This is a genomic window from Enterobacter cancerogenus (assembly GCF_019047785.1).
Classification (GTDB): domain Bacteria; phylum Pseudomonadota; class Gammaproteobacteria; order Enterobacterales; family Enterobacteriaceae; genus Enterobacter; species Enterobacter cancerogenus.
Genome location: NZ_CP077290.1, coordinates 2839185 through 2863809 on the forward strand (window position 1 = coordinate 2839185; position 24625 = coordinate 2863809).

Sequence of the window (24625 nt, forward strand, 5' to 3'; positions counted from 1 at the left end):
AGCAGATTATTTTGCGGTGAGCAACACGCCGCACTCCATATGGTGCGTGTACGGGAACTGATCGAACAGCGCCAGCCGTTCAACGTTGTGCGTCTGGCTTAAGGTTTCCAGGTTCTTGCACAGCGTCTCCGGATTGCAGGAGATGTACAAAATGCGCGGGTACGCCTGCACCATCTTTTCGGTTTCGCTGTCCAGGCCACTGCGCGGCGGATCGACAAAAATCGTCTCGCACTGGTAGCTTTTCAGGTCGATGCCCTGCAGTCGGTTAAACTCACGCACGCCGTTCATCGCCTGGGTGAACTCTTCTGCCGCCATACGAATGATTTGCACATTATCGATATGGTTAGCGGCAATGTTGTACTGCGCCGCCGCGACGGACGGTTTGGCGATTTCCGTTGCCAGCACGCGCTCGAAGTTACGCGCCAGCGCCAGCGAGAAGTTGCCGTTCCCGCAGTACAGCTCAAGCAGATCGCCCGTTGAGCCTTTCGTGGCATTAAGCGCCCACTCCAGCATTTGCACATTCATTGCAGCGTTCGGCTGGGTGAAGCTGTTCTCCACCTGGCGGTAAATCATCTCTTTTCCCGCGACCGGCAGACGCTCGTCGATGTAATCCTGGTCGAGCATGATTTTGGTTTTGGTCGCGCGGCCAATCAGATGAACGTTGAGGTTCAGCGCGCGTAGCGCATCACGCAGCGCTTCAGCCTGCTCGCGCCACTCGTCGTTCAGCGCTTTGTGATACAGCAGAGACACAATGGCCTGATTGCTTTGCGTGGTCAGGTAATCAATCTGGAACAGCTTGTGGCGCAGCACCGGATTATTGCGCACGCCGTCCATCATCAGCGTCATCAGCTGGTTAATAAGCTCACTTGCCGCCGGAAAACTGTTTACGCGGATACGGGATTTCGTCTGCTGATCGAAAATGATGTGGTACAGGTCATCGCCGTCATGCCAGATGCGGAACTCGGCGCGCATGCGGTAGTGGCTGACCGGCGAACGGAACACCTCGGGAACGGGCGCGTTGAACGGCGTCATCATACTTTGCAGGCGGACGACTTTCTCGGCCAGCTGCGCGTCGTATTGTTCTGTCGGGAGGTGTTCGGGGGTCATGATGCGTCCTGAGTGATAAAGAATTACGCGGGGATTGTAGGCATTGTTCAGGGGATGTCCAGAGTTTATGGCCAATAGCTGTCTGGACATCTATACGTGTCTAATTGTAGCATTCTGTTTCCGGTCTCCTGAGAGTGAAAAGGGAATCCAGTGAAAATCTGGAGCTGACGCGCAGCGGTAAGGACTGGCGGGATGAATGTTGTAGACACTGTGAAAATGGGAAGTCTTCATCCGTATAACGCCACCCAGCCCGAAGACCTGCCGGGATCACGTCGCACTTGGTTTCATCATCGCGTGCTATAGATGAGGCCTGCGGCATCCTTCTTATATTGTGGATGCTTTAACAATGATTAAAAAAATATCGCTGTTGACGGCGCTGTCCGTCACGGCATTTTCGGGCTGGGCGCAGGATAGCGCTGACTCGTTGGTGGTGACAGCAAATCGTTTTGAACAACCGGCAAAAACCGTTCTGGCTCCGACGTCAGTGGTCACGCGTGAAGATATCGAACGCTGGCAGGCAAAAAGCGTGGTGGATATCATGTCGCGCTTGCCCGGCGTGGATATTGCGCAAAGTGGGGGACTGGGCGCAAGTTCTTCTACCTTTATTCGCGGTACCGAATCCCGTCATGTTCTGGTGCTGATTGATGGCATCCCCCTGAATAATGCCGGGATCAGTAACGTTCCCGATCTGAGCCAAATTCCGACCTCACTCATACAGCGTATCGAGTATATTCGAGGCCCGCGTTCGGCGCTGTATGGCTCCGATGCAATTGGCGGCGTGATCAACATCATCACAGGGCGGGATAAGCCGGGCGCAGAAATTACTGCGGGCGTTGGTTCTAAGGGCTATCAAACCTATGATGGCGCTTTCCAGCAGCTCCTTGATAAAACCAAAATCACCATGGCCGGTAACTATACCTACACCCGTGGGTTTGATATCGCCGCTCAGGATGCGCCTCGCCAGCCTGATCGCGACGGTTTTATGAGTAAGTCGCTGTACGGCTCCGTGGAGCAGCAGTTCACCGACAGCGTCAGTGGTTTCTTCCGTGGCTTTGGATATGACAACCGCACTGCATATGACGGTTACGATCACTATGGTGCAATGGGTATCGATGGTCGTCCGGATACTCGGCAGCTCTATAGTCAAAACTGGGATACGGGGCTGCGTTACAACCTGGGGGGTTTCCAGTCACAGCTGGTAGCCGGTTACGGGCGCAGTAAAGATCAGAACTACGATCCGAAAAAAGGCCGCTACGCCGATTCCGCGACCATGGACGACGTGAAGCAGTACACCACCCAGTGGCTAAATACCGTTGCGGTAGGGCACGGGAATATTGGTGCGGGTCTGGACTGGCAGAAGCAAAAGACCCAAGCCGGGACGGGTTACCTGGAGAAAGGCTACGAGCAGCGTAATACGGGCGTGTTCCTTTCTGCGATGCAGCAGTTCAACAGCATCACGCTGGAAGCTGCGGCGCGTAATGACGATAACTCCAACTTTGGCAACCACGGAACCTGGCAAACCAGCGCTGCGTGGGAGTTCATCGAGGGGTATCGTCTCATCGGTTCTTACGGTACTGCGTATAAAGCACCAACCTTGAGCCAGATCCACAGCAAGGATTACGGGAATCCGAATCTGAAGCCAGAAGAGAGCAAACAGTGGGAAGGCGGTTTTGAAGGCCTGACCGGGCCGGTAAACTGGCGAGTAACGGGCTATCGTAATGATATTGACAACCTGATTAACAGCGACCCACGTACTTTCCGATACTACAACGTTGATGAAGCCCGTATCAAAGGGATTGAGGCCACGGCGCAATTCGACACCGGCCCGGTAGGGCATCAGATTTCCTATGATTACGTAGACCCGCGTAATGCAAAAACCAACCAGGTTCTGGCTCGTCGCTCCAAACAACTGGTTAAGTATCAGTTGGACTGGCAGGTATGGGATCTCGACTGGAACGTGGCGTACCGTTATCTTGGTAGCCGCTATGATGTGTCGATCGATCCTAATACCTATGCGTCAGAGCGGGTGAAAATGGGCGGCGTAAGTCTGTGGGATGTCGCCGTTTCATATCCGGTCACCTCTCACCTGACAGTTCGTGGTAAAATAGCCAACCTGTTCGATAAAGATTACGAGACAGTTTATGGCTACCAAACTGCAGGACGGGAATACACCTTGTCTGGCAGCTACACCTTCTGATCCGCGTCCCACCGTGCTGGTGTTTGATTCCGGCGTCGGTGGGCTTTCGGTCTATGATGAGATCCGACAGCTCCTGCCGGATCTCCATTACATCTACACCTTCGATAACGTTGCCTTCCCCTATGGAGAGAAGAGTGAAACGTTTATCGTTGAGCGTGTGGTTGAAATCGTTACTGCGGTTCAACAACGTTACCCCCTGGCGCTGGCGGTTATCGCCTGTAATACGGCGAGTACGGTATCCCTCCCTGCGTTGCGCGAGAAATTCCCCTTCCCGGTTGTAGGCGTGGTGCCTGCTATTAAACCTGCTGCACGTCTGACGGCGAACGGCGTGGTCGGTTTGCTGGCAACGCGTGGCACGGTGAAGCGTCCTTATACGCGCGAGCTTATCGACCGCTTTGCCAACGAATGCCAGATTGCGATGCTGGGTTCGGCTGAGCTGGTGGAGATGGCGGAAGCGAAGCTGCACGGAGAAGCGGTCTCGCTTGACGAGCTGCGCCGTATTCTTCGTCCATGGCTGCGTATGCCTGAACCGCCGGATACGGTCGTGCTCGGCTGCACCCACTTCCCTCTATTACAGGAAGAACTCCTGGCGGTATTGCCAGAGGGGACTCGCCTGGTGGATTCCGGTGCGGCTATTGCGCGTCGTACGGCCTGGCTGCTTGAGCATGAGGCACCGGATTCAAAATCAGCCGATCCAAATATTGCGTTCTGCCTGGCGATAACGCCCGATACTGAGCAACTTTTGCCCGTTTTACAGCGTTATGGGTTTGAAACGCTCGAAAAACTGCCGTTGTAACCCCATTTTGAGCAAAAAAGAGACGGTTGAACGTTTTTTTTAAAAGAGGGGTTGTCAACGTCTGAGAACTCCCTATAATGCGCCTCCACTGACACGGAACAACGGCTTACAGGCCGCCGGGTTAGCGGGGTTCAGCGATGAACGCCGGCAGAGAAAAGCGAAAATAAATGCTTGACTCTGAATGAGGAAAACGTATTATACGGGACCTCGCAACGGTGAGCGAAAGCCGCGTTGCACTGCTCTTTAACAATTTATCAGACAATCTGTGTGGGCACTCAAAGTGACATGGATTCTTAATGTCTTCGGACAATAAATGAATACCAAGTCTCTGAGTGAACATACGTAATTCATTACGAAGTTTAATTCACGAGCATCAAACTTAAATTGAAGAGTTTGATCATGGCTCAGATTGAACGCTGGCGGCAGGCCTAACACATGCAAGTCGAACGGTAGCACAGAGAGCTTGCTCTCGGGTGACGAGTGGCGGACGGGTGAGTAATGTCTGGGAAACTGCCTGATGGAGGGGGATAACTACTGGAAACGGTAGCTAATACCGCATAACGTCGCAAGACCAAAGAGGGGGACCTTCGGGCCTCTTGCCATCAGATGTGCCCAGATGGGATTAGCTAGTAGGTGGGGTAACGGCTCACCTAGGCGACGATCCCTAGCTGGTCTGAGAGGATGACCAGCCACACTGGAACTGAGACACGGTCCAGACTCCTACGGGAGGCAGCAGTGGGGAATATTGCACAATGGGCGCAAGCCTGATGCAGCCATGCCGCGTGTATGAAGAAGGCCTTCGGGTTGTAAAGTACTTTCAGCGGGGAGGAAGGCGATAAGGTTAATAACCTTGTCGATTGACGTTACCCGCAGAAGAAGCACCGGCTAACTCCGTGCCAGCAGCCGCGGTAATACGGAGGGTGCAAGCGTTAATCGGAATTACTGGGCGTAAAGCGCACGCAGGCGGTCTGTCAAGTCGGATGTGAAATCCCCGGGCTCAACCTGGGAACTGCATTCGAAACTGGCAGGCTAGAGTCTTGTAGAGGGGGGTAGAATTCCAGGTGTAGCGGTGAAATGCGTAGAGATCTGGAGGAATACCGGTGGCGAAGGCGGCCCCCTGGACAAAGACTGACGCTCAGGTGCGAAAGCGTGGGGAGCAAACAGGATTAGATACCCTGGTAGTCCACGCCGTAAACGATGTCGACTTGGAGGTTGTGCCCTTGAGGCGTGGCTTCCGGAGCTAACGCGTTAAGTCGACCGCCTGGGGAGTACGGCCGCAAGGTTAAAACTCAAATGAATTGACGGGGGCCCGCACAAGCGGTGGAGCATGTGGTTTAATTCGATGCAACGCGAAGAACCTTACCTACTCTTGACATCCAGAGAACTTAGCAGAGATGCTTTGGTGCCTTCGGGAACTCTGAGACAGGTGCTGCATGGCTGTCGTCAGCTCGTGTTGTGAAATGTTGGGTTAAGTCCCGCAACGAGCGCAACCCTTATCCTTTGTTGCCAGCGGTTAGGCCGGGAACTCAAAGGAGACTGCCAGTGATAAACTGGAGGAAGGTGGGGATGACGTCAAGTCATCATGGCCCTTACGAGTAGGGCTACACACGTGCTACAATGGCGCATACAAAGAGAAGCGACCTCGCGAGAGCAAGCGGACCTCATAAAGTGCGTCGTAGTCCGGATTGGAGTCTGCAACTCGACTCCATGAAGTCGGAATCGCTAGTAATCGTAGATCAGAATGCTACGGTGAATACGTTCCCGGGCCTTGTACACACCGCCCGTCACACCATGGGAGTGGGTTGCAAAAGAAGTAGGTAGCTTAACCTTCGGGAGGGCGCTTACCACTTTGTGATTCATGACTGGGGTGAAGTCGTAACAAGGTAACCGTAGGGGAACCTGCGGTTGGATCACCTCCTTACCTTAAAGAACCTGCCTTTGTAGTGCTCACACAGATTGTCTGATGAAAAGTAAATAGCAAGGCGTCTTGCGATTGAGACTTCAGTGTCCCCTTCGTCTAGAGGCCCAGGACACCGCCCTTTCACGGCGGTAACAGGGGTTCGAATCCCCTAGGGGACGCCACTTGCTGGTTCGTGAGTGAAAGTCACCTGCCTCAGTATCTCAAAACTCATCTTCGGGTGACGTTTGAGATATTTGCTCTTTAAAAATCTGGATCAAGCTGAAAATTGAAACGACACACATGTTATGTGTGTTCGAGTCTCTCAAATTTTCGCAAGTCGATGGTGAATCGAAAGAAACATCTTCGGGTTGTGAGGTTAAGCGACTAAGCGTACACGGTGGATGCCCTGGCAGTCAGAGGCGATGAAGGACGTGCTAATCTGCGAAAAGCGACGGCGAGGTGATATGAACCTTTGACCCGTCGATGTCCGAATGGGGAAACCCAGTGCAATTCGTTGCACTATCGTTAACTGAATACATAGGTTAACGAGGCGAACCGGGGGAACTGAAACATCTAAGTACCCCGAGGAAAAGAAATCAACCGAGATTCCCCCAGTAGCGGCGAGCGAACGGGGAGCAGCCCGGAGTCTGAATCAGCTTGTGTGTTAGTGGAACGGTCTGGAAAGTCCGACGGTACAGGGTGATAGTCCCGTACACGAAAGCACACTTGCTGTGAACTCGAAGAGTAGGGCGGGACACGTGGTATCCTGTCTGAATATGGGGGGACCATCCTCCAAGGCTAAATACTCCTGACTGACCGATAGTGAACCAGTACCGTGAGGGAAAGGCGAAAAGAACCCCGGCGAGGGGAGTGAAAAAGAACCTGAAACCGTGTACGTACAAGCAGTGGGAGCCTCTTTTATGGGGTGACTGCGTACCTTTTGTATAATGGGTCAGCGACTTATATTCTGTAGCAAGGTTAACCGTATAGGGGAGCCGAAGGGAAACCGAGTCTTAACTGGGCGTTAAGTTGCAGGGTATAGACCCGAAACCCGGTGATCTAGCCATGGGCAGGTTGAAGGTTGGGTAACACTAACTGGAGGACCGAACCGACTAATGTTGAAAAATTAGCGGATGACCTGTGGCTGGGGGTGAAAGGCCAATCAAACCGGGAGATAGCTGGTTCTCCCCGAAAGCTATTTAGGTAGCGCCTCGTGAACTCATCTTCGGGGGTAGAGCACTGTTTCGGCTAGGGGGCCATCCCGGCTTACCAACCCGATGCAAACTACGAATACCGAAGAATGTTATCACGGGAGACACACGGCGGGTGCTAACGTCCGTCGTGAAGAGGGAAACAACCCAGACCGCCAGCTAAGGTCCCAAAGTCATGGTTAAGTGGGAAACGATGTGGGAAGGCACAGACAGCCAGGATGTTGGCTTAGAAGCAGCCATCATTTAAAGAAAGCGTAATAGCTCACTGGTCGAGTCGGCCTGCGCGGAAGATGTAACGGGGCTAAACCATGCACCGAAGCTGCGGCAGCGACGCTTATGCGTTGTTGGGTAGGGGAGCGTTCTGTAAGCCGTTGAAGGTGTGCTGTGAGGCATGCTGGAGGTATCAGAAGTGCGAATGCTGACATAAGTAACGATAAAGCGGGTGAAAAGCCCGCTCGCCGGAAGACCAAGGGTTCCTGTCCAACGTTAATCGGGGCAGGGTGAGTCGACCCCTAAGGCGAGGCCGAAAGGCGTAGTCGATGGGAAACAGGTTAATATTCCTGTACTTGGTGTTACTGCGAAGGGGGGACGGAGAAGGCTATGTTAGCCGGGCGACGGTTGTCCCGGTTTAAGCATGTAGGCGGAGGTTCCAGGTAAATCCGGTACCTTTTAACGCTGAGGTGTGATGACGAGGCACTACGGTGCTGAAGTAACAAATGCCCTGCTTCCAGGAAAAGCCTCTAAGCATCAGGTAACACGAAATCGTACCCCAAACCGACACAGGTGGTCAGGTAGAGAATACCAAGGCGCTTGAGAGAACTCGGGTGAAGGAACTAGGCAAAATGGTGCCGTAACTTCGGGAGAAGGCACGCTGATATGTAGGTGAAGCCCCTGCGGGTGGAGCTGAAATCAGTCGAAGATACCAGCTGGCTGCAACTGTTTATTAAAAACACAGCACTGTGCAAACACGAAAGTGGACGTATACGGTGTGACGCCTGCCCGGTGCCGGAAGGTTAATTGATGGGGTTAGCGGCAACGCGAAGCTCTTGATCGAAGCCCCGGTAAACGGCGGCCGTAACTATAACGGTCCTAAGGTAGCGAAATTCCTTGTCGGGTAAGTTCCGACCTGCACGAATGGCGTAATGATGGCCAGGCTGTCTCCACCCGAGACTCAGTGAAATTGAACTCGCTGTGAAGATGCAGTGTACCCGCGGCAAGACGGAAAGACCCCGTGAACCTTTACTATAGCTTGACACTGAACACTGGTCCTTGATGTGTAGGATAGGTGGGAGGCTTTGAAGCGTGGACGCCAGTCTGCGTGGAGCCGTCCTTGAAATACCACCCTTTAATGGCTGGTGTTCTAACGTTGACCCGTAATCCGGGTTGCGGACAGTGTCTGGTGGGTAGTTTGACTGGGGCGGTCTCCTCCCAAAGAGTAACGGAGGAGCACGAAGGTTAGCTAATCCTGGTCGGACATCAGGAGGTTAGTGCAATGGCATAAGCTAGCTTGACTGCGAGAGTGACGGCTCGAGCAGGTGCGAAAGCAGGTCATAGTGATCCGGTGGTTCTGAATGGAAGGGCCATCGCTCAACGGATAAAAGGTACTCCGGGGATAACAGGCTGATACCGCCCAAGAGTTCATATCGACGGCGGTGTTTGGCACCTCGATGTCGGCTCATCACATCCTGGGGCTGAAGTAGGTCCCAAGGGTATGGCTGTTCGCCATTTAAAGTGGTACGCGAGCTGGGTTTAGAACGTCGTGAGACAGTTCGGTCCCTATCTGCCGTGGGCGCTGGAGAATTGAGGGGGGCTGCTCCTAGTACGAGAGGACCGGAGTGGACGCATCACTGGTGTTCGGGTTGTCATGCCAATGGCACTGCCCGGTAGCTAAATGCGGAAGAGATAAGTGCTGAAAGCATCTAAGCACGAAACTTGCCCCGAGATGAGTTCTCCCTGAGACTTTAAGTCTCCTGAAGGAACGTTGAAGACGACGACGTTGATAGGTCGGGTGTGTAAGCGCAGCGATGCGTTGAGCTAACCGATACTAATGAACCGTGAGGCTTAACCTTACAACGCCGAAGCTGTTTCGGCGAAGACAGACAATCAAATTTCAGCTCTGATACAGATGAACAGAATTTGCCTGGCGGCTTTAGCGCGGTGGTCCCACCTGACCCCATGCCGAACTCAGAAGTGAAACGCCGTAGCGCCGATGGTAGTGTGGGGTCTCCCCATGTGAGAGTAGGGAACTGCCAGGCATCAAATTAAGTAGTAAGCCGGTGCATAAATCCGGTGGTTACAGAAGTCTTCGGTGGAGCGGTAGTTCAGTCGGTTAGAATACCTGCCTGTCACGCAGGGGGTCGCGGGTTCGAGTCCCGTCCGTTCCGCCACTTATTAAGACATTAAGCCTGCCTTTTTGGCAGGCTTAATGGCAAGAAGATTTAGGGGCGTAGCTCAGTTGGTAGAGCACCGGTCTCCAAAACCGGGTGTCGCGAGTTCGAGTCTCTCCGCCCCTGCCATATAGAATCCTTTGCTTCGGCAAAGGATTTTTTTTTGCCTCAAATTCAGCAAAATCTCCCCATTTCTTACCCAGCCTGCATCCCTGCAGGCTGAAGTATCATTCCATGATATTGATTTTTAGCAGATCTTTTATCTGCGACTGTTTGTCGCTGTTTTGCAACCAAATAGCATACAGCGGTCTGGAAAGCGTGGTGGAATCCGTAACGGTATGGAGACCCGGCTTACCCTCCGCCCAGCGTGTAGGTAACCATGTACATCCCTTCAATGAAGGAAGTTGCTGACAGACGACCTCCGCTGAACTGGTGGTTAACTGCGGAACGTCATCGCTCGCAAGTAACCCGGACTCATGCTGTTGAAAATCCGGCCCCCACTCAAGACGAAGGTAGTTAAGATCGGCCTTCATCATTGACGGGGCAGAGGCATAAAGCGCAAGAGCAAACTGTCCGACAATCTGGCTGCTAAATTCGTCCATTTTGGGGGCTTCTGTCGTGATCAGGAGATCCAGTTGTCGTTCATGGAGTTGTTTCACCAGCGACTGGCGTTGTGCAATGCGAGCCTCAAATTGCAGATGATTATGTGAACGATACAGGCGGGTAAGCCACTGGCTGAGCATGCATTCCCACAACGATGCGCTTGCGCCAATGGAGAATTCATTGTGCCTTGAGGTATTCGCCACCTCCTTTCTGGCTGCCTGCCAGGTGTTCATCAACGTTTCTGCGTAGGGCAGCAGTTTCTCCCCCGCCGGTGTTAAGCGGATATTATTGCGGTGGCGGGTAAACAGATTCACACCCAATTGATTTTCCAGTTGTCGAATACGAAAACTGACCGCTGACTGCGTCAGGTAAAGGGCTTCAGCTGCTCGCCCAAAGTGGCGTGTTCTGCTCACTTCAAGGAAAGTTTTTAGCAATTCCGTATCCACATCTTTCTCCGCAAAATTATTTGTCGTTATGATTTAAATGTTTTGTTTTACACTCTGTCAAGCGTAACTAATACTCCGCGCCATAAATAGCTCGGCCAAAGAATTAGGAGCGTGTAGGATGGCGGAAAGCTTTACGACGACTAATCGTTTTTTCGACAATAAACATTATCCGCGCGGGTTCTCTCGTCACGGCGATTTCACCATCAAAGAGGCGCAGCTGCTTGAGCGCCATGGTTATGCCTTTAACGAGCTGGACCTCGGTAAACGTGAGCCTGTGACTGAAGATGAAAAACAGTTTGTGGCTGTTTGCCGCGGCGAGCGTGAGCCGCAGTCTGAGGTAGAACGTGTATGGAGCAAGTATATGGCTCGCATCAAGCGTCCTAAGCGTTTCCATACGCTGTCAGGCGGTAAGCCTCAGGTCGAAGGTGCTGAGGATTACACCGAGTCTGACGATTAATCTGAAGAGAAAAGGGGCTACGGCCCCTTTTTTATGCCAGCAGCTTTTGCAGATGAAGAAGCAGGCGATCAATCGCCCGATAGCTCAGTGCCTCCTGCAAATGCTGCCTCTCTATATCGGGGCATCCCTCCATATCGGCGACAGTTCTTGCCACTTTCAACAGGCGCTGCCATGCGCGAATGGAAAGCCCAAACCTTTGCAACGTCTCTTCCAGCCAGCCTGCGTCTTCGGTTTTGAGAGGACACCACAGGCGTATACCCGTGTTATCAAGACGCGCGTTGAGCCTGCCCTGACGCGCGTACTGCCGCTCCTGTGCAGCAATAACCCGTTCGCGCACCTGCGCTGTGCTTTCACCTCTGGCGTCGGGGTGTCGAAGTAGCCCAGGCGGAGGAAGAGGGATCTCAAGAGATAAATCAAACCGGTCGAGAAAGGGGCCGGAGAGTTTTCCCAGATAGCGCAGCGTCTGCTCGGGCGTCGAGCGGTTGTGATTGCCCTGGTAATGCCCTGTCGGGCTGGGGTTCATTGCCGCAACCAGCTGAAATTTAGCGGGATAGCTAATTTTGGCCCGCGTGCGGGAGATATGAATTTCTCCCGACTCTATCGGCTCGCGCAGCGCGTCCAGCACGCGCCGCTCAAATTCCGGCAGTTCATCCAGAAACAGAATGCCATTGTGTGCCAGTGAAATTTCACCTGGCCCCGGGATTGCCCCGCCTCCTACCATCGCCGTGAGAGAGGCGCTGTGGTGCGGCGATCGGAAAGGGCGGCGTCGCCACTGTTTGTGCAGGGACGTCGCATTGACCAGGCTTAAAATAGCCGCGCTTTCGAGGGCTTCATGGTTGTTGAGCGGAGGCAGCAAACCGCTCAGCCTGCTTGCCAGCATGGTTTTACCCGTCCCGGGCGGGCCGATGAGCAAAAGATTATGTCCACCTGCAGCAGTGATCTCTAACGCTCGCTTCCCCTGCTCCTGGCCCAGGATGTCGCTCAGATCGTCTGCGGGTGCCGGCAGCGTGTCGTGACACTCTTCCGGCTCAGCCAGCTCGTGCCGTTTTTCCAGATACGCGCAAACCTCCTGCAAATGCCCGGCGACCAGGCAACCTTTCTCAGCTATGAGGCTAACTTCTGCTGCATTCTCATTCGCCACAATGATTTGCCGTCCTGCGCGGATGGCTTCCAGCGCACCCGAGATCGCACCGGGAACGCCTCTTAGCGCGCCTGTAAGCGCCAGTTCACCGATGAACTCATATGAGCCTAACCTTGAGGCATTAAGCTGCTCAGAGGCGGCGAGAAGCGCGATAGCAATAGGTAAATCATATCGTCCGCCCTCCTTTGGCAAATCGGCTGGGGCGAGGTTGATAGTGATCTTCTTCGCCGGGAAGGTATAACCGCTATTGATAATTGCACTGCGCACCCGATCCCGGGCCTCTTTGACGGTCGTTTCCGGCAGGCCCACGAGCGTTAGCCCGGGTAAACCGTTGCTCAAATGCACCTCAACGGAAATGAGCGGAGCTTTCACGCCGAGCGCCGCGCGCGTATAGACAACTGACAGTGACATGACACTACCTCCTGTCCGTCACTATGCACGCATCATGCGCCGTTTTTTAGCGTTCTTTCCCGACTTTTCGGCGCGTGTTCCGCCTTTTTGCCCTCTTATTGTAAGCATTGCATCAATCTGGAATGCGCATCGTAGAAATGGCTGCTCATGCGCTTCGGCTCTAAAAACCGCCTAAAAAAATGAAAAAAATTCATTATGTATTTTCCCTATATAAAACAACGCTTAATAAAAAAATAATTTGCGCGCTATCTAAAACAGTCATAAATAAATCTTGTGCTTATTTAAATAACTGTGGTAACTCTTTAGGTATTCCTTCGAACAAGAAGCCAAAAGAACTGAAAATGACAGCCCTTCTACGAGTGATTAGCCTGGTCGTGATTAGCGTGGTGGTGATTATTATCCCACCGTGCGGGGCTGCACTTGGACGAGGAAAGGCTTAGAAATCAAGCCTTAACGAACTAAGACCCCCGCACCGAAAGGTCCGGGGGTTTTTTTATGACTAAAAAACGTTAACGAGGAGCAGACAATGAGAAGTAGCACAAAATTCTGTTTCTCCCGATTTATGACGGGGAACTAACTATGAACGGGGCACAGTGGGTGGTACATGCGTTGCGCGCGCAGGGAGTCGAAACGATATTCGGATATCCGGGTGGCGCAATTATGCCGATTTACGATGCATTGTATGACGGCGGCGTGGAACACCTGCTGTGTCGCCATGAGCAGGGCGCGGCAATGGCGGCCATTGGCTATGCACGCGCTACGGGTAAAACCGGCGTCTGCATGGCGACATCCGGCCCGGGTGCCACCAACCTGATCACCGGCCTGGCCGACGCACTGCTCGATTCTGTTCCCGTTGTGGCGATCACCGGCCAGGTGGCTTCGCCGTTCATCGGTACCGATGCCTTCCAGGAAGTGGATGTGCTCGGTCTGTCGCTGGCCTGCACCAAACACAGCTTTCTGGTTCAGTCGCTGGACGAGCTGCCGCGCGTGATGGCGGAAGCGTTCGAGGTGGCAAACTCCGGTCGCCCGGGTCCGGTGCTGGTTGATATCCCGAAAGACATCCAGGTCGCGCAGGGTGAACTGGAGCCACACTTCTCCACGGTTGAAAGTGCCGATACGTTCCCACATGCCGCCATGGGCGAGGCTTATGAAATGCTGGCTCAGGCCCTGCAGCCGATGCTGTACGTTGGTGGTGGCGTAGGCATGGCGCAGGCCGTTCCCGCCCTGCGTGAGTTCATCGCGGTGACGCAAATACCCGCCGCCTGCACGCTGAAAGGTCTGGGCGCGGTTGATGCAGACTACCCGTACTATCTGGGCATGTTGGGGATGCACGGCACCAAAGCAGCAAACCTGGCGGTGCAAGAGTGCGACCTGCTCATCGCCGTGGGTGCGCGTTTTGATGATCGCGTCACCGGCAAACTGAACACCTTCGCGCCGAACGCCAGGGTGATCCATATGGATATCGACCCGGCGGAGATGAACAAGCTGCGTCAGGCGCACGTTGCGCTGCAGGGCGATCTGAACGCACTGTTACCCGCCTTGCAGCAGCCGCTGGATATCAACGCATGGCGCCAGCACACCGCTGATATGCGTACTGAACACGCGTGGCGTTACGATCACCCAGGCGACGCCATCTACGCGCCGCTGCTGTTGAAACAGTTGTCCGACCGTAAACCCGCAGAAAGCGTGGTCACCACCGACGTTGGTCAGCATCAGATGTGGTCGGCCCAGCACATGACCTATACGCGCCCGGAAAACTTCATCACCTCCAGCGGGTTAGGCACCATGGGCTTTGGCCTGCCTGCCGCTGTGGGGGCTCAGGTTGCCCGTCCGAACGACACGGTTATCTGTATCTCCGGTGACGGTTCCTTCATGATGAACGTTCAGGAACTCGGCACCGTGAAGCGCAAGCAGTTGCCGCTGAAAATCGTGTTGCTCGATAACCAGCGTTTAGGCATGGTGCGTCAGTGGCAACAGCTGTTCTTCCAGGAGCGTTACAGCGAAACCACCCTGACCGATAACCCTGACTTCCTCACTCTGGCCAGCGCCTTTGGCATTCCCGGCCAGCACATCACCCGTAAAGACCAGGTTGAAGCGGCACTCGACACCATGCTGTCAAGCGAAGGGCCGTACCTGCTTCATGTCTCAATCGACGAACTTGAGAACGTCTGGCCGTTGGTACCGCCCGGTGCCAGTAACTCACAAATGCTGGAGAAATTATCATGATGCAACATCAGGTCGCCGTGCAGGCTCGCTTCAACCCGGAAACATTAGAACGCGTTTTGCGCGTGGTGCGTCACCGTGGCTTTCAGATCTGCTCCATGAACATGGAGACGGCCATCGACGCTCAGAACATCAGTATCGAATTAACCGTTGCCAGCCCGCGGTCGGTCGACTTACTGTTTAGTCAGTTATCAAAGCTGGTAGACGTTGCCCATGTTGCCATCTGCCAGAGCACAACCACATCACAACAAATCCGCGCTTGAGCGTGACAGGACGAAAAAATGACGACAAAAAAAGCTGATTACATTTGGTTTAACGGTGAGATGGTTCGTTGGGAAGACGCGAAAGTTCACGTGATGTCCCACGCGCTGCACTACGGCACCTCCGTGTTTGAAGGTATCCGTTGCTACGACTCTCACAAAGGGCCAGTGGTGTTCCGCCATCGCGAACACATGCAGCGTCTGCATGACTCAGCCAAAATTTATCGTTTCCCGGTCTCTCAGAGCGTGGATGAACTGATGGAAGCCTGCCGCGAGGTGATCCGCAAGAACAACCTGACCAGCGCCTATATTCGTCCGCTGGTGTTTGTGGGTGATGTGGGGATGGGCGTTAACCCGCCAGAGGGTTATACCACCGATGTGATCATTGCTGCGTTCCCGTGGGGCGCCTACCTGGGTGCCGAAGCGCTGGATCAGGGGATCGACGCAATGGTTTCTTCCTGGAACCGCGTGGCACCCAACACCATCCCAACCGCCGCCAAAGCAGGCGGTAACTACCTCTCTTCTCTGCTGGTGGGAAGCGAAGCACGCCGCCACGGCTATCAGGAAGGTATCGCGCTGGACGTGAATGGCTACATCTCGGAAGGTGCGGGCGAAAACCTGTTTGAAGTCAAAGACGGCATTCTGTTCACGCCGCCGTTTACCTCTTCTGCGCTGCCGGGCATCACCCGCGATGCCATCATCAAGCTGGCGAAAGATCTGGGTATCGAAGTACGCGAGCAGGTGCTCTCCCGCGAATCCCTGTACCTGGCCGATGAAGTGTTCATGTCCGGTACGGCGGCTGAAATCACGCCGGTCCGTAGCGTCGACGGCATTCAGGTGGGCGAAGGCCGCTGTGGCCCGGTCACCAAACGCATTCAGCAAGCCTTCTTTGGCCTGTTCACCGGTGAAACAGACGATAAATACGGCTGGTTGGATCAGGTTAATCACTAAATATAACTGTGGGGCGGCACGCACCGTCCCCTTTACGAGTCAGACGGGAGTAAATTAAGCATGCCTAAGTATCGTTCCGCCACCACCACCCACGGCCGTAATATGGCCGGTGCCCGCGCGCTGTGGCGCGCCACCGGGATGACCGACGCCGATTTCGGCAAGCCCATTATCGCCGTGGTTAACTCCTTCACCCAGTTTGTGCCGGGCCACGTACACCTGCGCGATCTCGGTAAACTGGTTGCCGAGCACATTGAAGCCTCTGGCGGCGTGGCGAAAGAGTTCAACACCATTGCGGTGGATGATGGCATCGCGATGGGTCACGGGGGCATGCTTTATTCATTGCCGTCGCGCGAGCTGATCGCCGACTCGGTGGAGTACATGGTTAACGCCCACTGCGCCGATGCGATGGTTTGTATCTCCAACTGCGACAAAATCACCCCGGGGATGCTGATGGCCTCCCTGCGCCTGAACATTCCGGTGATCTTCGTCTCCGGCGGGCCGATGGAAGCGGGAAAAACCAAGCTGTCCGATAAAATCATCAAGCTCGACCTGGTCGACGCGATGATTCAGGGCGCGGACCCGAAAGTGTCTGACGAGCAGAGCGACCAGGTGGAACGCTCCGCGTGTCCGACCTGCGGCTCCTGCTCCGGGATGTTCACCGCTAACTCCATGAACTGCCTGACCGAAGCGCTGGGCCTGTCTCAGCCGGGCAACGGCTCGCTGCTGGCAACCCATGCCGACCGCAAACAGCTGTTCCTCAATGCGGGCAAGCGCATCGTGGAGCTGACCAAACGCTACTACGAGCAGGACGACGCCAGCGCGCTGCCGCGCAACATCGCCAGCAAAGCCGCGTTTGAAAATGCCATGACCCTGGATATCGCCATGGGTGGTTCCACCAACACCGTTCTGCACCTGCTGGCCGCCGCGCAGGAAGCCGAAATTGACTTCACCATGAGCGATATCGACAAGCTGTCGCGCAAGGTGCCGCAGCTGTGCAAAGTTGCGCCAAGCACCCAGAAGTACCACATGGAGGACGTTCACCGCGCCGGTGGCGTGCTGGGTATTCTGGGCGAGCTGGATCGCGCCGGGCTGCTCAACCGCGACGTGAAAAACGTGCTTGGCCTGACGCTGCCGCAGTCGCTGGAGCAATACGACGTGATGCTGACCAAAGACGACGCGGTGAAGAACATGTACCGCGCCGGTCCGGCAGGCATTCGTACCACGCAGGCGTTCTCGCAGGATTGCCGCTGGGATACGCTGGATGACGATCGCGCCGAAGGCTGCATTCGCTCGCTGGAGCACGCCTACAGCAAAGACGGCGGGCTTGCCGTGCTGTACGGTAACTTTGCGGAAAACGGCTGCATCGTGAAAACCGCAGGCGTGGATGACAGCATCCTGAAATTCACCGGTCCGGCAAAAGTGTACGAAAGCCAGGACGATGCGGTGGAAGCCATTCTCGGTGGCAAAGTGGTTGCCGGCGACGTGGTGGTGATCCGCTATGAAGGGCCAAAAGGCGGCCCGGGCATGCAGGAGATGCTTTACCCAACCACCTTCCTGAAATCCATGGGTCTCGGTAAAGCCTGCGCGCTGATCACCGACGGCCGTTTCTCCGGCGGGACATCCGGTCTCTCTATTGGTCACGTATCGCCGGAAGCGGCAAGCGGCGGCAACATTGCGATCATCGAAGATGGCGATCTGATTGAGATCGACATTCCGAACCGCGGCATTCAGCTCAAGCTCAGCGACCAGGAGATTGCCGCGCGTCGTGAAGCGCAGGATGCACGCGGCGACAAAGCCTGGACGCCGAAAGACCGCCAGCGTGAAGTCTCCTTCGCCCTGCGTGCCTACGCGAGCCTTGCCACCAGTGCAGACAAAGGCGCGGTACGCGATAAATCGAAACTTGGGGGCTAATGATGGCCGAGTCACAACCCTTATCTGCCGCCCCCGAGGGGGCGGAATATCTGAGGGCGGTACTGCGCGCGCCGGTCTATGAGGCCGTGCAGGTTACGCCTTTGCAGAAAATGGAAAAACTCTCTTCGCGCCTGGATAACGTGATTCTGGTGAAACGCGAAGATCGGCAGCCGGTGCACAGCTTCAAGCTGCGCGGTGCCTACGCGATGATGGCCGGGCTGACAGACGAGCAAAAAGCGCGCGGCGTGATCACCGCGTCGGCAGGTAACCACGCGCAGGGCGTGGCGTTCTCCTCGGCCCGTCTGGGGCTGAAAGCGCTGATCGTGATGCCGGTTGCCACGGCGGATATCAAAGTCGACGCGGTGCGCGGTTTCGGTGGTGAGGTGCTGCTCCACGGCGCTAATTTTGACGAAGCCAAGGCCAAAGCGATTGAGCTGGCGCAGCAGCAGGGGTTTACCTGGGTGCCGCCGTTCGATCACCCGATGGTCATCGCCGGGCAGGGCACGCTGGCGCTGGAGTTGCTCCAGCAGGATGCCCATCTTGACCGCGTGTTCGTGCCGGTGGGTGGCGGCGGTCTGGCGGCGGGCGTGGCCGTGCTGATCAAACAGCTGATGCCGCAGATCAAAGTCATCGCCGTTGAAGCGGAAGACTCAGCCTGCCTGAAAGCGGCGCTGGACGCTGGGCATCCGGTGGATCTGCCGCGCGTCGGGCTGTTTGCCGAGGGCGTGGCCGTCAAACGCATTGGCGATGAAACGTTCCGTCTCTGCCAGGAATATCTCGACGATATCGTCACGGTTGATAGCGATGCTATCTGCGCGGCGATGAAAGATCTGTTTGAGGACGTTCGTGCCGTGGCGGAGCCTTCCGGCGCGCTGGCGCTGGCGGGAATGAAAAAATACATCGCCCAGCACAACATTCGCGGCGAGCGTCTGGCGCATGTGCTTTCCGGAGCCAACGTGAACTTCCACGGTCTGCGCTACGTATCCGAGCGCTGCGAGCTGGGCGAGCAGCGTGAAGCGTTGCTGGCGGTGACCATTCCGGAGGAGAAAGGCAGCTTCCTGAAGTTTTGCCAGCTGCTGGGCGGCCGGGCGGTGACGGAGTTCAACTACCGTTTCGCCGATGCCAAAGACGCCTGTATTTTTGTTGGCGTGCGCCTGAGCCGTGGCCTGGAAGAACGAAAAGAGATCCTCAGCCTGCTGCACGAGGGGGGATATAGCGTGGTGGATCTGTCCGACGATGAAATGGCGAAGCTGCACGTGCGCTACATGGTCGGCGGACGTCCGTCCAAGCCGCTGCGGGAACGCCTGTTCAGCTTCGAGTTTCCGGAATCGCCGGGCGCATTGCTCAAGTTCCTGCACACGCTGGGCACGCACTGGAACATCTCCCTGTTCCACTACCGCAGCCACGGCACCGATTACGGTCGCGTGCTGGCGGCGTTCGAGCTGGGCGAGCACGAGCCGGATTTCGAAACGCGGCTGAACGAGCTGGGCTATGAGTGTCACGACGAAACGCACAACCCGGCGTTCAGGTTCTTCCTCGCAGGGTAAGCGGAGCGTAGGTCGGGTCAGCGTAGCGCCAGCCGGCTTTAGTGATTCGGCAGTATCTTCCAGAACGCATCAATAAGCGGCTCATGCAGCCGCTTTTTTTGTGCGCACACGCCAAGCTCGAAGGGCGTTTTCTCGTCGCTGCGCTCCAGAATCATCACGCGGTTGCGCACCGGTTCCGGGCTGTTCTCCAGCACCACTTCCGGGAGCAGCGCCACGCCGCAGCCCAGCGCCACCATCGAAACCATCGCCTCATGCCCACCAACCGTCGCGTAGATTGACGGGTTGCTGATCTTCTGACGACGGAACCACAGCTCAATGCGGCGGCGCACCGGCCCCTGATCGGCCATGATAAACGGCACCGTTGACCAGTCCGGTTTTTCCACCGACACCTGATTACGCACCGGGCAGGGCAGCGCGGGGGCAATCAACACCACGGCCAGGTTCTCAAGCATGGAGAACGCCACCGCGCCCGGCAGGGTTTCCGGTTTGCCCGCAATGGCCAGATCGGCTTCGCCCGTCACCACTTTTTCCATTGCGTCGGCAGCATCACCCGTCGTGAGCTTAATTTCCACCGACGGATGTTCCGCGCGGAAACGGTCAAGGATCGGCGGCAGGTGGCTATAGGCGGCGGTTACCGAACAGAATATGTGAAGCTCCCCGGAAAGAGACGGCCCCTGCTGGTCGATAGTGTGTCGCAGCTGTTGGTACTGCAGCAGCGTTTGCTGGGCAAACACGCGCAGCTCTTCCCCGGCTTCGGTGAGAGTGACGGTGCGGTTATCGCGGACAAACAGGGGCTGGCCGAGGTCTTCCTCAAGCCGCTGGATCTGGCGCGACAGCGTGGAAGGACTGACGTGCATCGCGCGGGCACTGCGGCCAAAGTGACGGCTTTCCGCCAGGTGCAGGAACATTTTCAGATCGCGTAAATCCATGAATACCCATCCCCCGATTTACATTGCAAATACTGCAACGTGACGTTGTGAATATATCAATTTCCGCAATAAATTTCCTGTTGTAATGTGGGTACATTCTCGCTGAAAGGCGAACCGAACAATAAGACACACAACATCACGAGGTATCACCCATGGCTAACTACTTTAATACACTGAACTTGCGCCAGCAGCTGGCGCAGCTGGGCAAATGCCGCTTTATGGGGCGCGAAGAATTTGCCGATGGCGCGAGCTACCTTCAGGGTAAAAAAGTGGTCATCGTCGGCTGTGGCGCACAGGGCCTGAACCAGGGGCTGAACATGCGTGACTCCGGTCTGGATATCTCCTACGCCCTGCGCAAAGAAGCGATTGCCGAAAAGCGCGCGTCCTGGCGTAAAGCAACCGAAAACGGCTTCAAAGTGGGCACGTATGAAGATCTGATCCCGCAGGCGGATCTGGTGGTTAACCTGACGCCAGACAAACAGCACTCTGACGTGGTGCGTGCCGTACAGCCGCTGATGAAAGATGGCGCGGCGCTGGGTTACTCCCACGGCTTCAACATCGTGGAAGTGGGCGAGCAGATCCGCAAAGACATCACCGTCGTGATGGTGGCACCGAAGTGCCCGGGTACCGAAGTGCGTGAAGAGTACAAACGTGGCTTCGGCGTACCGACGCTGATCGCGGTTCACCCGGAGAACGATCCGAAAGGCGAAGGCATGGCGATTGCCAAGGCATGGGCAGCAGCCACTGGCGGCCACCGTGCGGGCGTGCTGGAATCCTCCTTCGTTGCAGAAGTGAAATCTGACCTGATGGGTGAGCAAACCATTCTGTGCGGTATGCTGCAGGCCGGTTCTCTGCTGTGCTTCGACAAGCTGGTGGAAGAGGGCACGGACCCGGCATACGCCGAAAAACTGATTCAGTTCGGCTGGGAAACCATCACCGAAGCGCTGAAGCAGGGCGGTATCACGCTGATGATGGATCGTCTGTCCAACCCGGCAAAACTGCGTGCTTATGCGCTGTCTGAACAGCTGAAAACCATCATGGCTCCGCTGTTCCAGAAACATATGGACGACATCATCTCCGGTGAATTCTCTTCCGGTATGATGGCCGACTGGGCGAACGACGATAAAAACCTGCTGACCTGGCGTGAAGAGACCGGTAAAACCGCCTTCGAAACCGCCCCGCAGTTTGACGGCAAAATCAGCGAGCAGGAGTACTTCGATAAAGGCGTTCTGATGATCGCGATGGTGAAAGCGGGCGTTGAGCTGGCGTTTGAAACCATGGTGGATTCCGGCATCATCGAAGAGTCTGCGTACTACGAATCACTGCACGAGCTGCCGCTGATCGCGAACACCATCGCCCGTAAGCGTCTGTATGAAATGAACGTGGTTATTTCGGATACCGCTGAATACGGTAACTACCTGTTCTCTTACGCCTGCGTACCGCTGCTGAAAGAGTTCATGACCACCCTGCAGGCGGGCGATCTGGGCAAAGCGATTGCGGAAGGCGCGGTAGATAACGCACAACTGCGCGACGTGAACGACGCCATTCGTAGCCACGAGATCGAGAAAGTGGGCCAGAAGCTGCGCGGCTACATGACCGATATGAAGCGTATTGCGGTAGCGGGTTAACCCTCTTGTCGGGTGGCGCTTCGCTTACCCGACCTACAAAAACGTAAAATGCAGGCCGGGTAAGGCGCAGTCGCCACCCGGCTTTTTATTTGCGATACAACACTTTAATGACGTGGTAGCCAAACTGCGTGTGCAGTGGACCCGTAGGCTCCAGCACCGGGCAGGAGAAAACCACTTTATCGAACGCCGGAACCATCTGGCCCTGACGGAATTCACCCAGGTCGCCGCCGCGTTTGCCTGACGGACAAATCGAGTGTTTCTTTGCCAGCTTGCCGAAGTCGGCGCCGTTTTTAAGCTGTTCAAGAAGATCCTGTGCCAGTTTCTCTTCTTTAACAAGGATATGCAGTGCTGCTGCTGTTTTTGCCATGATCGTGCCTTGAGTCAACGAGTTTACGCTCGGTATACTACCACGCGTTTTTCCTCCTCTCCCGACTTTCATTGAGCGATCCTTATGCGTTTAAACCCCGGACAACAACAAGCCGTCGAATTTGTCACCGGACCCTGCCTGGTGCTGGCGGGGGCGGGATCCGGTAAAACCCGCGTCATCACCAATAAAATTGCCCATCTTATCCGTGGCTGTGGCTATCAGGCGCGGCATATCGCGGCGGTGACTTTTACCAATAAAGCGGCACGCGAGATGAAAGAGCGCGTGGGCCAGACGCTGGGGCGCAAAGAGGCGCGCGGCCTGATGATCTCCACCTTCCACACGCTGGGGCTGGACATAATCAAGCGCGAGTATGCGGCGCTGGGAATGAAGTCTAATTTCTCGCTCTTCGATGACACCGATCAGGTGGCCTTGCTCAAAGAGCTGACCGAAGGGCTGATCGAGGATGACAAAACCGTTCTCCAGCAGCTGATCTCGACGATTTCCAACTGGAAAAACGATCTGATGACGCCATCGCAGGCAGCGGCGATCGCCAAAGGCGAACGGGATCGCATCTTCGCGCACTGCTACGGTCTGTACGATGCGCACATGAAAGCCTGTAACGTACTGGATTTCGACGATCTGATCCTGCTGCCTACGCTGCTGTTGCAGCGCAATGAAGAGGTACGCGAGCGCTGGCAGAATAAAATCCGCTACCTGCTGGTGGATGAATATCAGGATACCAACACCAGCCAGTACGAACTGGTGAAGCTGTTGGTCGGGCAGCGGGCGCGTTTTACCGTGGTGGGCGATGACGATCAGTCTATCTACTCCTGGCGCGGCGCACGTCCGCAAAACCTGGTGCTGCTGAGCAAAGATTTTCCGGCGCTGCAGGTGATTAAGCTGGAGCAGAACTACCGTTCGTCCGGGCGCATCCTGAAGGCGGCAAACATTCTGATCGCCAATAACCCGCACGTGTTTGAAAAGCGTCTCTTCTCCGAGCTGGGCTACGGCACGGAGCTGAAGGTGCTCAGTGCCAACAATGAAGAGCATGAAGCGGAGCGCGTCACCGGCGAGCTGATCGCCCATCACTTCGTGAATAAAACCGAATATAAGGACTACGCGATCCTCTATCGCGGCAACCACCAATCCCGCGTCTTTGAAAAGATGCTGATGCAGAACCGCATTCCGTACAAAATCTCGGGCGGTACCTCGTTCTTCTCCCGCCCGGAAATCAAAGACCTGCTGGCCTATCTGCGTGTGCTGACCAACCCGGATGACGACAGCGCCTTCCTGCGTATCGTGAACACGCCGAAGCGCGAAATCGGCCCGGCAACACTGCAAAAACTCGGCGAATGGGCGATGACGCGCAGTAAAAGTATGTTTACCGCCAGCTTCGATATGGGCCTGAGCCAGACGCTCACCGGGCGCGGCTACGACAACTTAACCCGCTTTACCTACTGGCTTGGCGAGGTGCAGCGGCTGGCGGAACGCGAACCCGTCGCCGCGGTGCGCGATCTGATCCATGGTATTGATTACGAATCCTGGCTCTATGAAACGTCCGCCAGCCCGAAGGCAGCAGAGATGCGGATGAAAAACGTTAACCAGCTGTTCAGCTGGATGACGGAAATGCTGGAAGGCTCTGAGATTGACGAGCCGATGACCCTGACGCAGGTGGTCACCCGCTTTACGCTGCGCGATATGATGGAGCGCGGCGAGAGCGAAGAGGAGGCCGATCAGGTTCAACTGATGACGCTGCACGCCTCTAAAGGGCTTGAGTTCCCGTATGTTTATCTGGTGGGGATGGAAGAGGGGTTACTGCCGCACCAGAGCAGCATTGACGAAGATAACGTCGATGAAGAACGTCGGCTGGCCTACGTGGGCATTACGCGTGCTCAAAAAGAGCTGGTCTTTACCCTGTGCAAAGAGCGCCGACAGTACGGCGAGCTTGTCCGCCCGGAACCGAGCCGTTTCCTGCTGGAGCTGCCGCAGGATGACCTGATCTGGGAGCAGGAGCGCAAGGTCATCACGGCTGAAGAGCGAATGCATAAAGGTCAGGCTAACGTGGCGAATATCCGCGCCATGCTGGCGAAAGCCAAAGAGAAGGGATGAAGCCGGGAGAATGGTAGGCCGGGCAAGCGCAGTGCCGCCCGGCG

At 55.6% G+C, this 24625-nt stretch carries 17 protein-coding genes, 3 tRNA genes, 3 rRNA genes and 1 riboswitch; of the genes, 18 read left to right on the forward strand and 5 right to left on the reverse strand.

Annotated elements, in window-relative coordinates; genetic code table 11:
• Nucleotides 1-6: 6 nt before the first annotated feature.
• A complete protein-coding gene (gene trmA, locus I6L58_RS13375) occupies nucleotides 7-1107 on the reverse strand; it encodes a tRNA (uridine(54)-C5)-methyltransferase TrmA (RefSeq protein WP_088209383.1) in 1101 nt (366 codons plus the stop codon).
• A gap of 104 nt (nucleotides 1108-1211) precedes the next feature.
• A riboswitch (cobalamin riboswitch) is annotated at nucleotides 1212-1387 on the forward strand.
• Nucleotides 1388-1453: 66 nt separating this feature from the next.
• Here trmA and btuB point away from each other — a divergent pair.
• The 8 genes from btuB to I6L58_RS13415 all read left to right on the forward strand — a co-directional run bounded on the left by btuB (nucleotide 1454) and on the right by I6L58_RS13415 (nucleotide 9727).
• A complete protein-coding gene (gene btuB / locus I6L58_RS13380; protein WP_088209384.1) occupies nucleotides 1454-3304 on the forward strand; it encodes a TonB-dependent vitamin B12 receptor BtuB in 1851 nt (616 codons plus the stop codon).
• Nucleotides 3249-4100 carry a glutamate racemase gene (murI, locus tag I6L58_RS13385; protein ID WP_088209385.1) on the forward strand — a complete coding sequence of 284 codons (852 nt, stop codon included), beginning with the start codon at nucleotides 3249-3251 and terminating at the stop codon, nucleotides 4098-4100. Before btuB ends, murI begins: the two co-directional genes overlap by 56 nt.
• Before the next feature lie 381 nt (nucleotides 4101-4481).
• A 16S ribosomal RNA gene (locus tag I6L58_RS13390) occupies nucleotides 4482-6021 on the forward strand.
• 85 nt (nucleotides 6022-6106) lie between these two features.
• Nucleotides 6107-6182, forward strand: a tRNA-Glu gene (locus I6L58_RS13395).
• Nucleotides 6183-6374: 192 nt separating this feature from the next.
• Nucleotides 6375-9280, forward strand: a 23S ribosomal RNA gene (locus I6L58_RS13400).
• 70 nt (nucleotides 9281-9350) lie between these two features.
• Nucleotides 9351-9466: ribosomal RNA gene (gene rrf / locus I6L58_RS13405) — 5S ribosomal RNA — on the forward strand.
• The 16S, 23S and 5S rRNA genes sit together here with 3 tRNA genes alongside, the layout of an rRNA operon.
• A gap of 55 nt (nucleotides 9467-9521) precedes the next feature.
• A tRNA-Asp gene (locus I6L58_RS13410) sits at nucleotides 9522-9598 on the forward strand.
• Between the two features lie 53 nt (nucleotides 9599-9651).
• Nucleotides 9652-9727, forward strand: a tRNA-Trp gene (locus tag I6L58_RS13415).
• Between the two features lie 98 nt (nucleotides 9728-9825).
• On the opposite strand, the gene hdfR is transcribed toward I6L58_RS13415, so the two are convergent.
• Complete coding sequence (gene hdfR / locus I6L58_RS13420; protein ID WP_006179201.1) at nucleotides 9826-10647, reverse strand: HTH-type transcriptional regulator HdfR; 822 nt, start codon at nucleotides 10645-10647, stop codon at nucleotides 9826-9828.
• 118 nt (nucleotides 10648-10765) lie between these two features.
• Here hdfR and I6L58_RS13425 point away from each other — a divergent pair, with 118 nt between their 5' ends.
• Nucleotides 10766-11104, forward strand: coding sequence for a DUF413 domain-containing protein (locus I6L58_RS13425; protein ID WP_006179202.1), 339 nt, complete (start codon nucleotides 10766-10768; stop codon nucleotides 11102-11104).
• A gap of 31 nt (nucleotides 11105-11135) precedes the next feature.
• Here the strand turns inward: I6L58_RS13425 and I6L58_RS13430 are convergent, their stop codons facing one another.
• Nucleotides 11136-12656, reverse strand: a complete 1521-nt coding sequence (locus tag I6L58_RS13430) for a YifB family Mg chelatase-like AAA ATPase (RefSeq protein ID WP_088209466.1) — start codon at nucleotides 12654-12656, stop codon at nucleotides 11136-11138.
• 341 nt (nucleotides 12657-12997) lie between these two features.
• Between I6L58_RS13430 and ilvL the strand changes: the two genes are divergently transcribed.
• From ilvL to ilvA, 7 genes are all read left to right on the forward strand, one after another.
• Nucleotides 12998-13096, forward strand: a complete 99-nt coding sequence (ilvL, locus tag I6L58_RS13435) for an ilv operon leader peptide (RefSeq protein WP_001311244.1) — start codon at nucleotides 12998-13000, stop codon at nucleotides 13094-13096.
• Nucleotides 13097-13182: 86 nt separating this feature from the next.
• Nucleotides 13183-13233 (forward strand): peptide IlvX, encoded by a 51-nt coding sequence (ilvX, locus tag I6L58_RS13440; protein WP_193749778.1) that lies wholly within the window; start codon nucleotides 13183-13185, stop codon nucleotides 13231-13233.
• 2 nt (nucleotides 13234-13235) lie between these two features.
• Nucleotides 13236-14882, forward strand: coding sequence for an acetolactate synthase 2 catalytic subunit (ilvG, locus tag I6L58_RS13445; protein WP_088209467.1), 1647 nt, complete (start codon nucleotides 13236-13238; stop codon nucleotides 14880-14882).
• Complete coding sequence (ilvM, locus tag I6L58_RS13450) at nucleotides 14879-15142, forward strand: acetolactate synthase 2 small subunit (protein ID WP_088209468.1); 264 nt, start codon at nucleotides 14879-14881, stop codon at nucleotides 15140-15142. Before ilvG ends, ilvM begins: the two co-directional genes overlap by 4 nt.
• Before the next feature lie 18 nt (nucleotides 15143-15160).
• Nucleotides 15161-16090, forward strand: a complete 930-nt coding sequence (locus tag I6L58_RS13455; protein ID WP_006179207.1) for a branched-chain amino acid transaminase — start codon at nucleotides 15161-15163, stop codon at nucleotides 16088-16090.
• A 60-nt stretch (nucleotides 16091-16150) separates the two neighbouring features.
• A complete protein-coding gene (gene ilvD, locus I6L58_RS13460) occupies nucleotides 16151-18001 on the forward strand; it encodes a dihydroxy-acid dehydratase (protein WP_088209469.1) in 1851 nt (616 codons plus the stop codon).
• A gap of 2 nt (nucleotides 18002-18003) precedes the next feature.
• Nucleotides 18004-19548 carry a threonine ammonia-lyase, biosynthetic gene (ilvA, locus tag I6L58_RS13465; protein ID WP_088209499.1) on the forward strand — a complete coding sequence of 515 codons (1545 nt, stop codon included), beginning with the start codon at nucleotides 18004-18006 and terminating at the stop codon, nucleotides 19546-19548.
• A gap of 38 nt (nucleotides 19549-19586) precedes the next feature.
• Here ilvA and ilvY read toward each other — a convergent pair whose 3' ends face one another.
• Nucleotides 19587-20477, reverse strand: coding sequence for an HTH-type transcriptional activator IlvY (gene ilvY / locus I6L58_RS13470; RefSeq protein ID WP_006179210.1), 891 nt, complete (start codon nucleotides 20475-20477; stop codon nucleotides 19587-19589).
• A gap of 152 nt (nucleotides 20478-20629) precedes the next feature.
• Between ilvY and ilvC the strand changes: the two genes are divergently transcribed.
• Nucleotides 20630-22105: a ketol-acid reductoisomerase gene (gene ilvC / locus I6L58_RS13475; RefSeq protein WP_088209470.1), complete on the forward strand. Its 1476-nt coding sequence runs from the start codon at nucleotides 20630-20632 to the stop codon at nucleotides 22103-22105.
• A gap of 85 nt (nucleotides 22106-22190) precedes the next feature.
• Here ilvC and ppiC read toward each other — a convergent pair whose 3' ends face one another.
• On the reverse strand, nucleotides 22191-22472 hold the full coding sequence (gene ppiC / locus I6L58_RS13480) for a peptidylprolyl isomerase PpiC (RefSeq protein ID WP_006179212.1): 282 nt from the start codon (nucleotides 22470-22472) through the stop codon (nucleotides 22191-22193).
• An 84-nt stretch (nucleotides 22473-22556) separates the two neighbouring features.
• Between ppiC and rep the strand changes: the two genes are divergently transcribed.
• Nucleotides 22557-24581 (forward strand): DNA helicase Rep, encoded by a 2025-nt coding sequence (rep, locus tag I6L58_RS13485; protein ID WP_088209471.1) that lies wholly within the window; start codon nucleotides 22557-22559, stop codon nucleotides 24579-24581.
• Nucleotides 24582-24625: the final 44 nt, after the last annotated feature.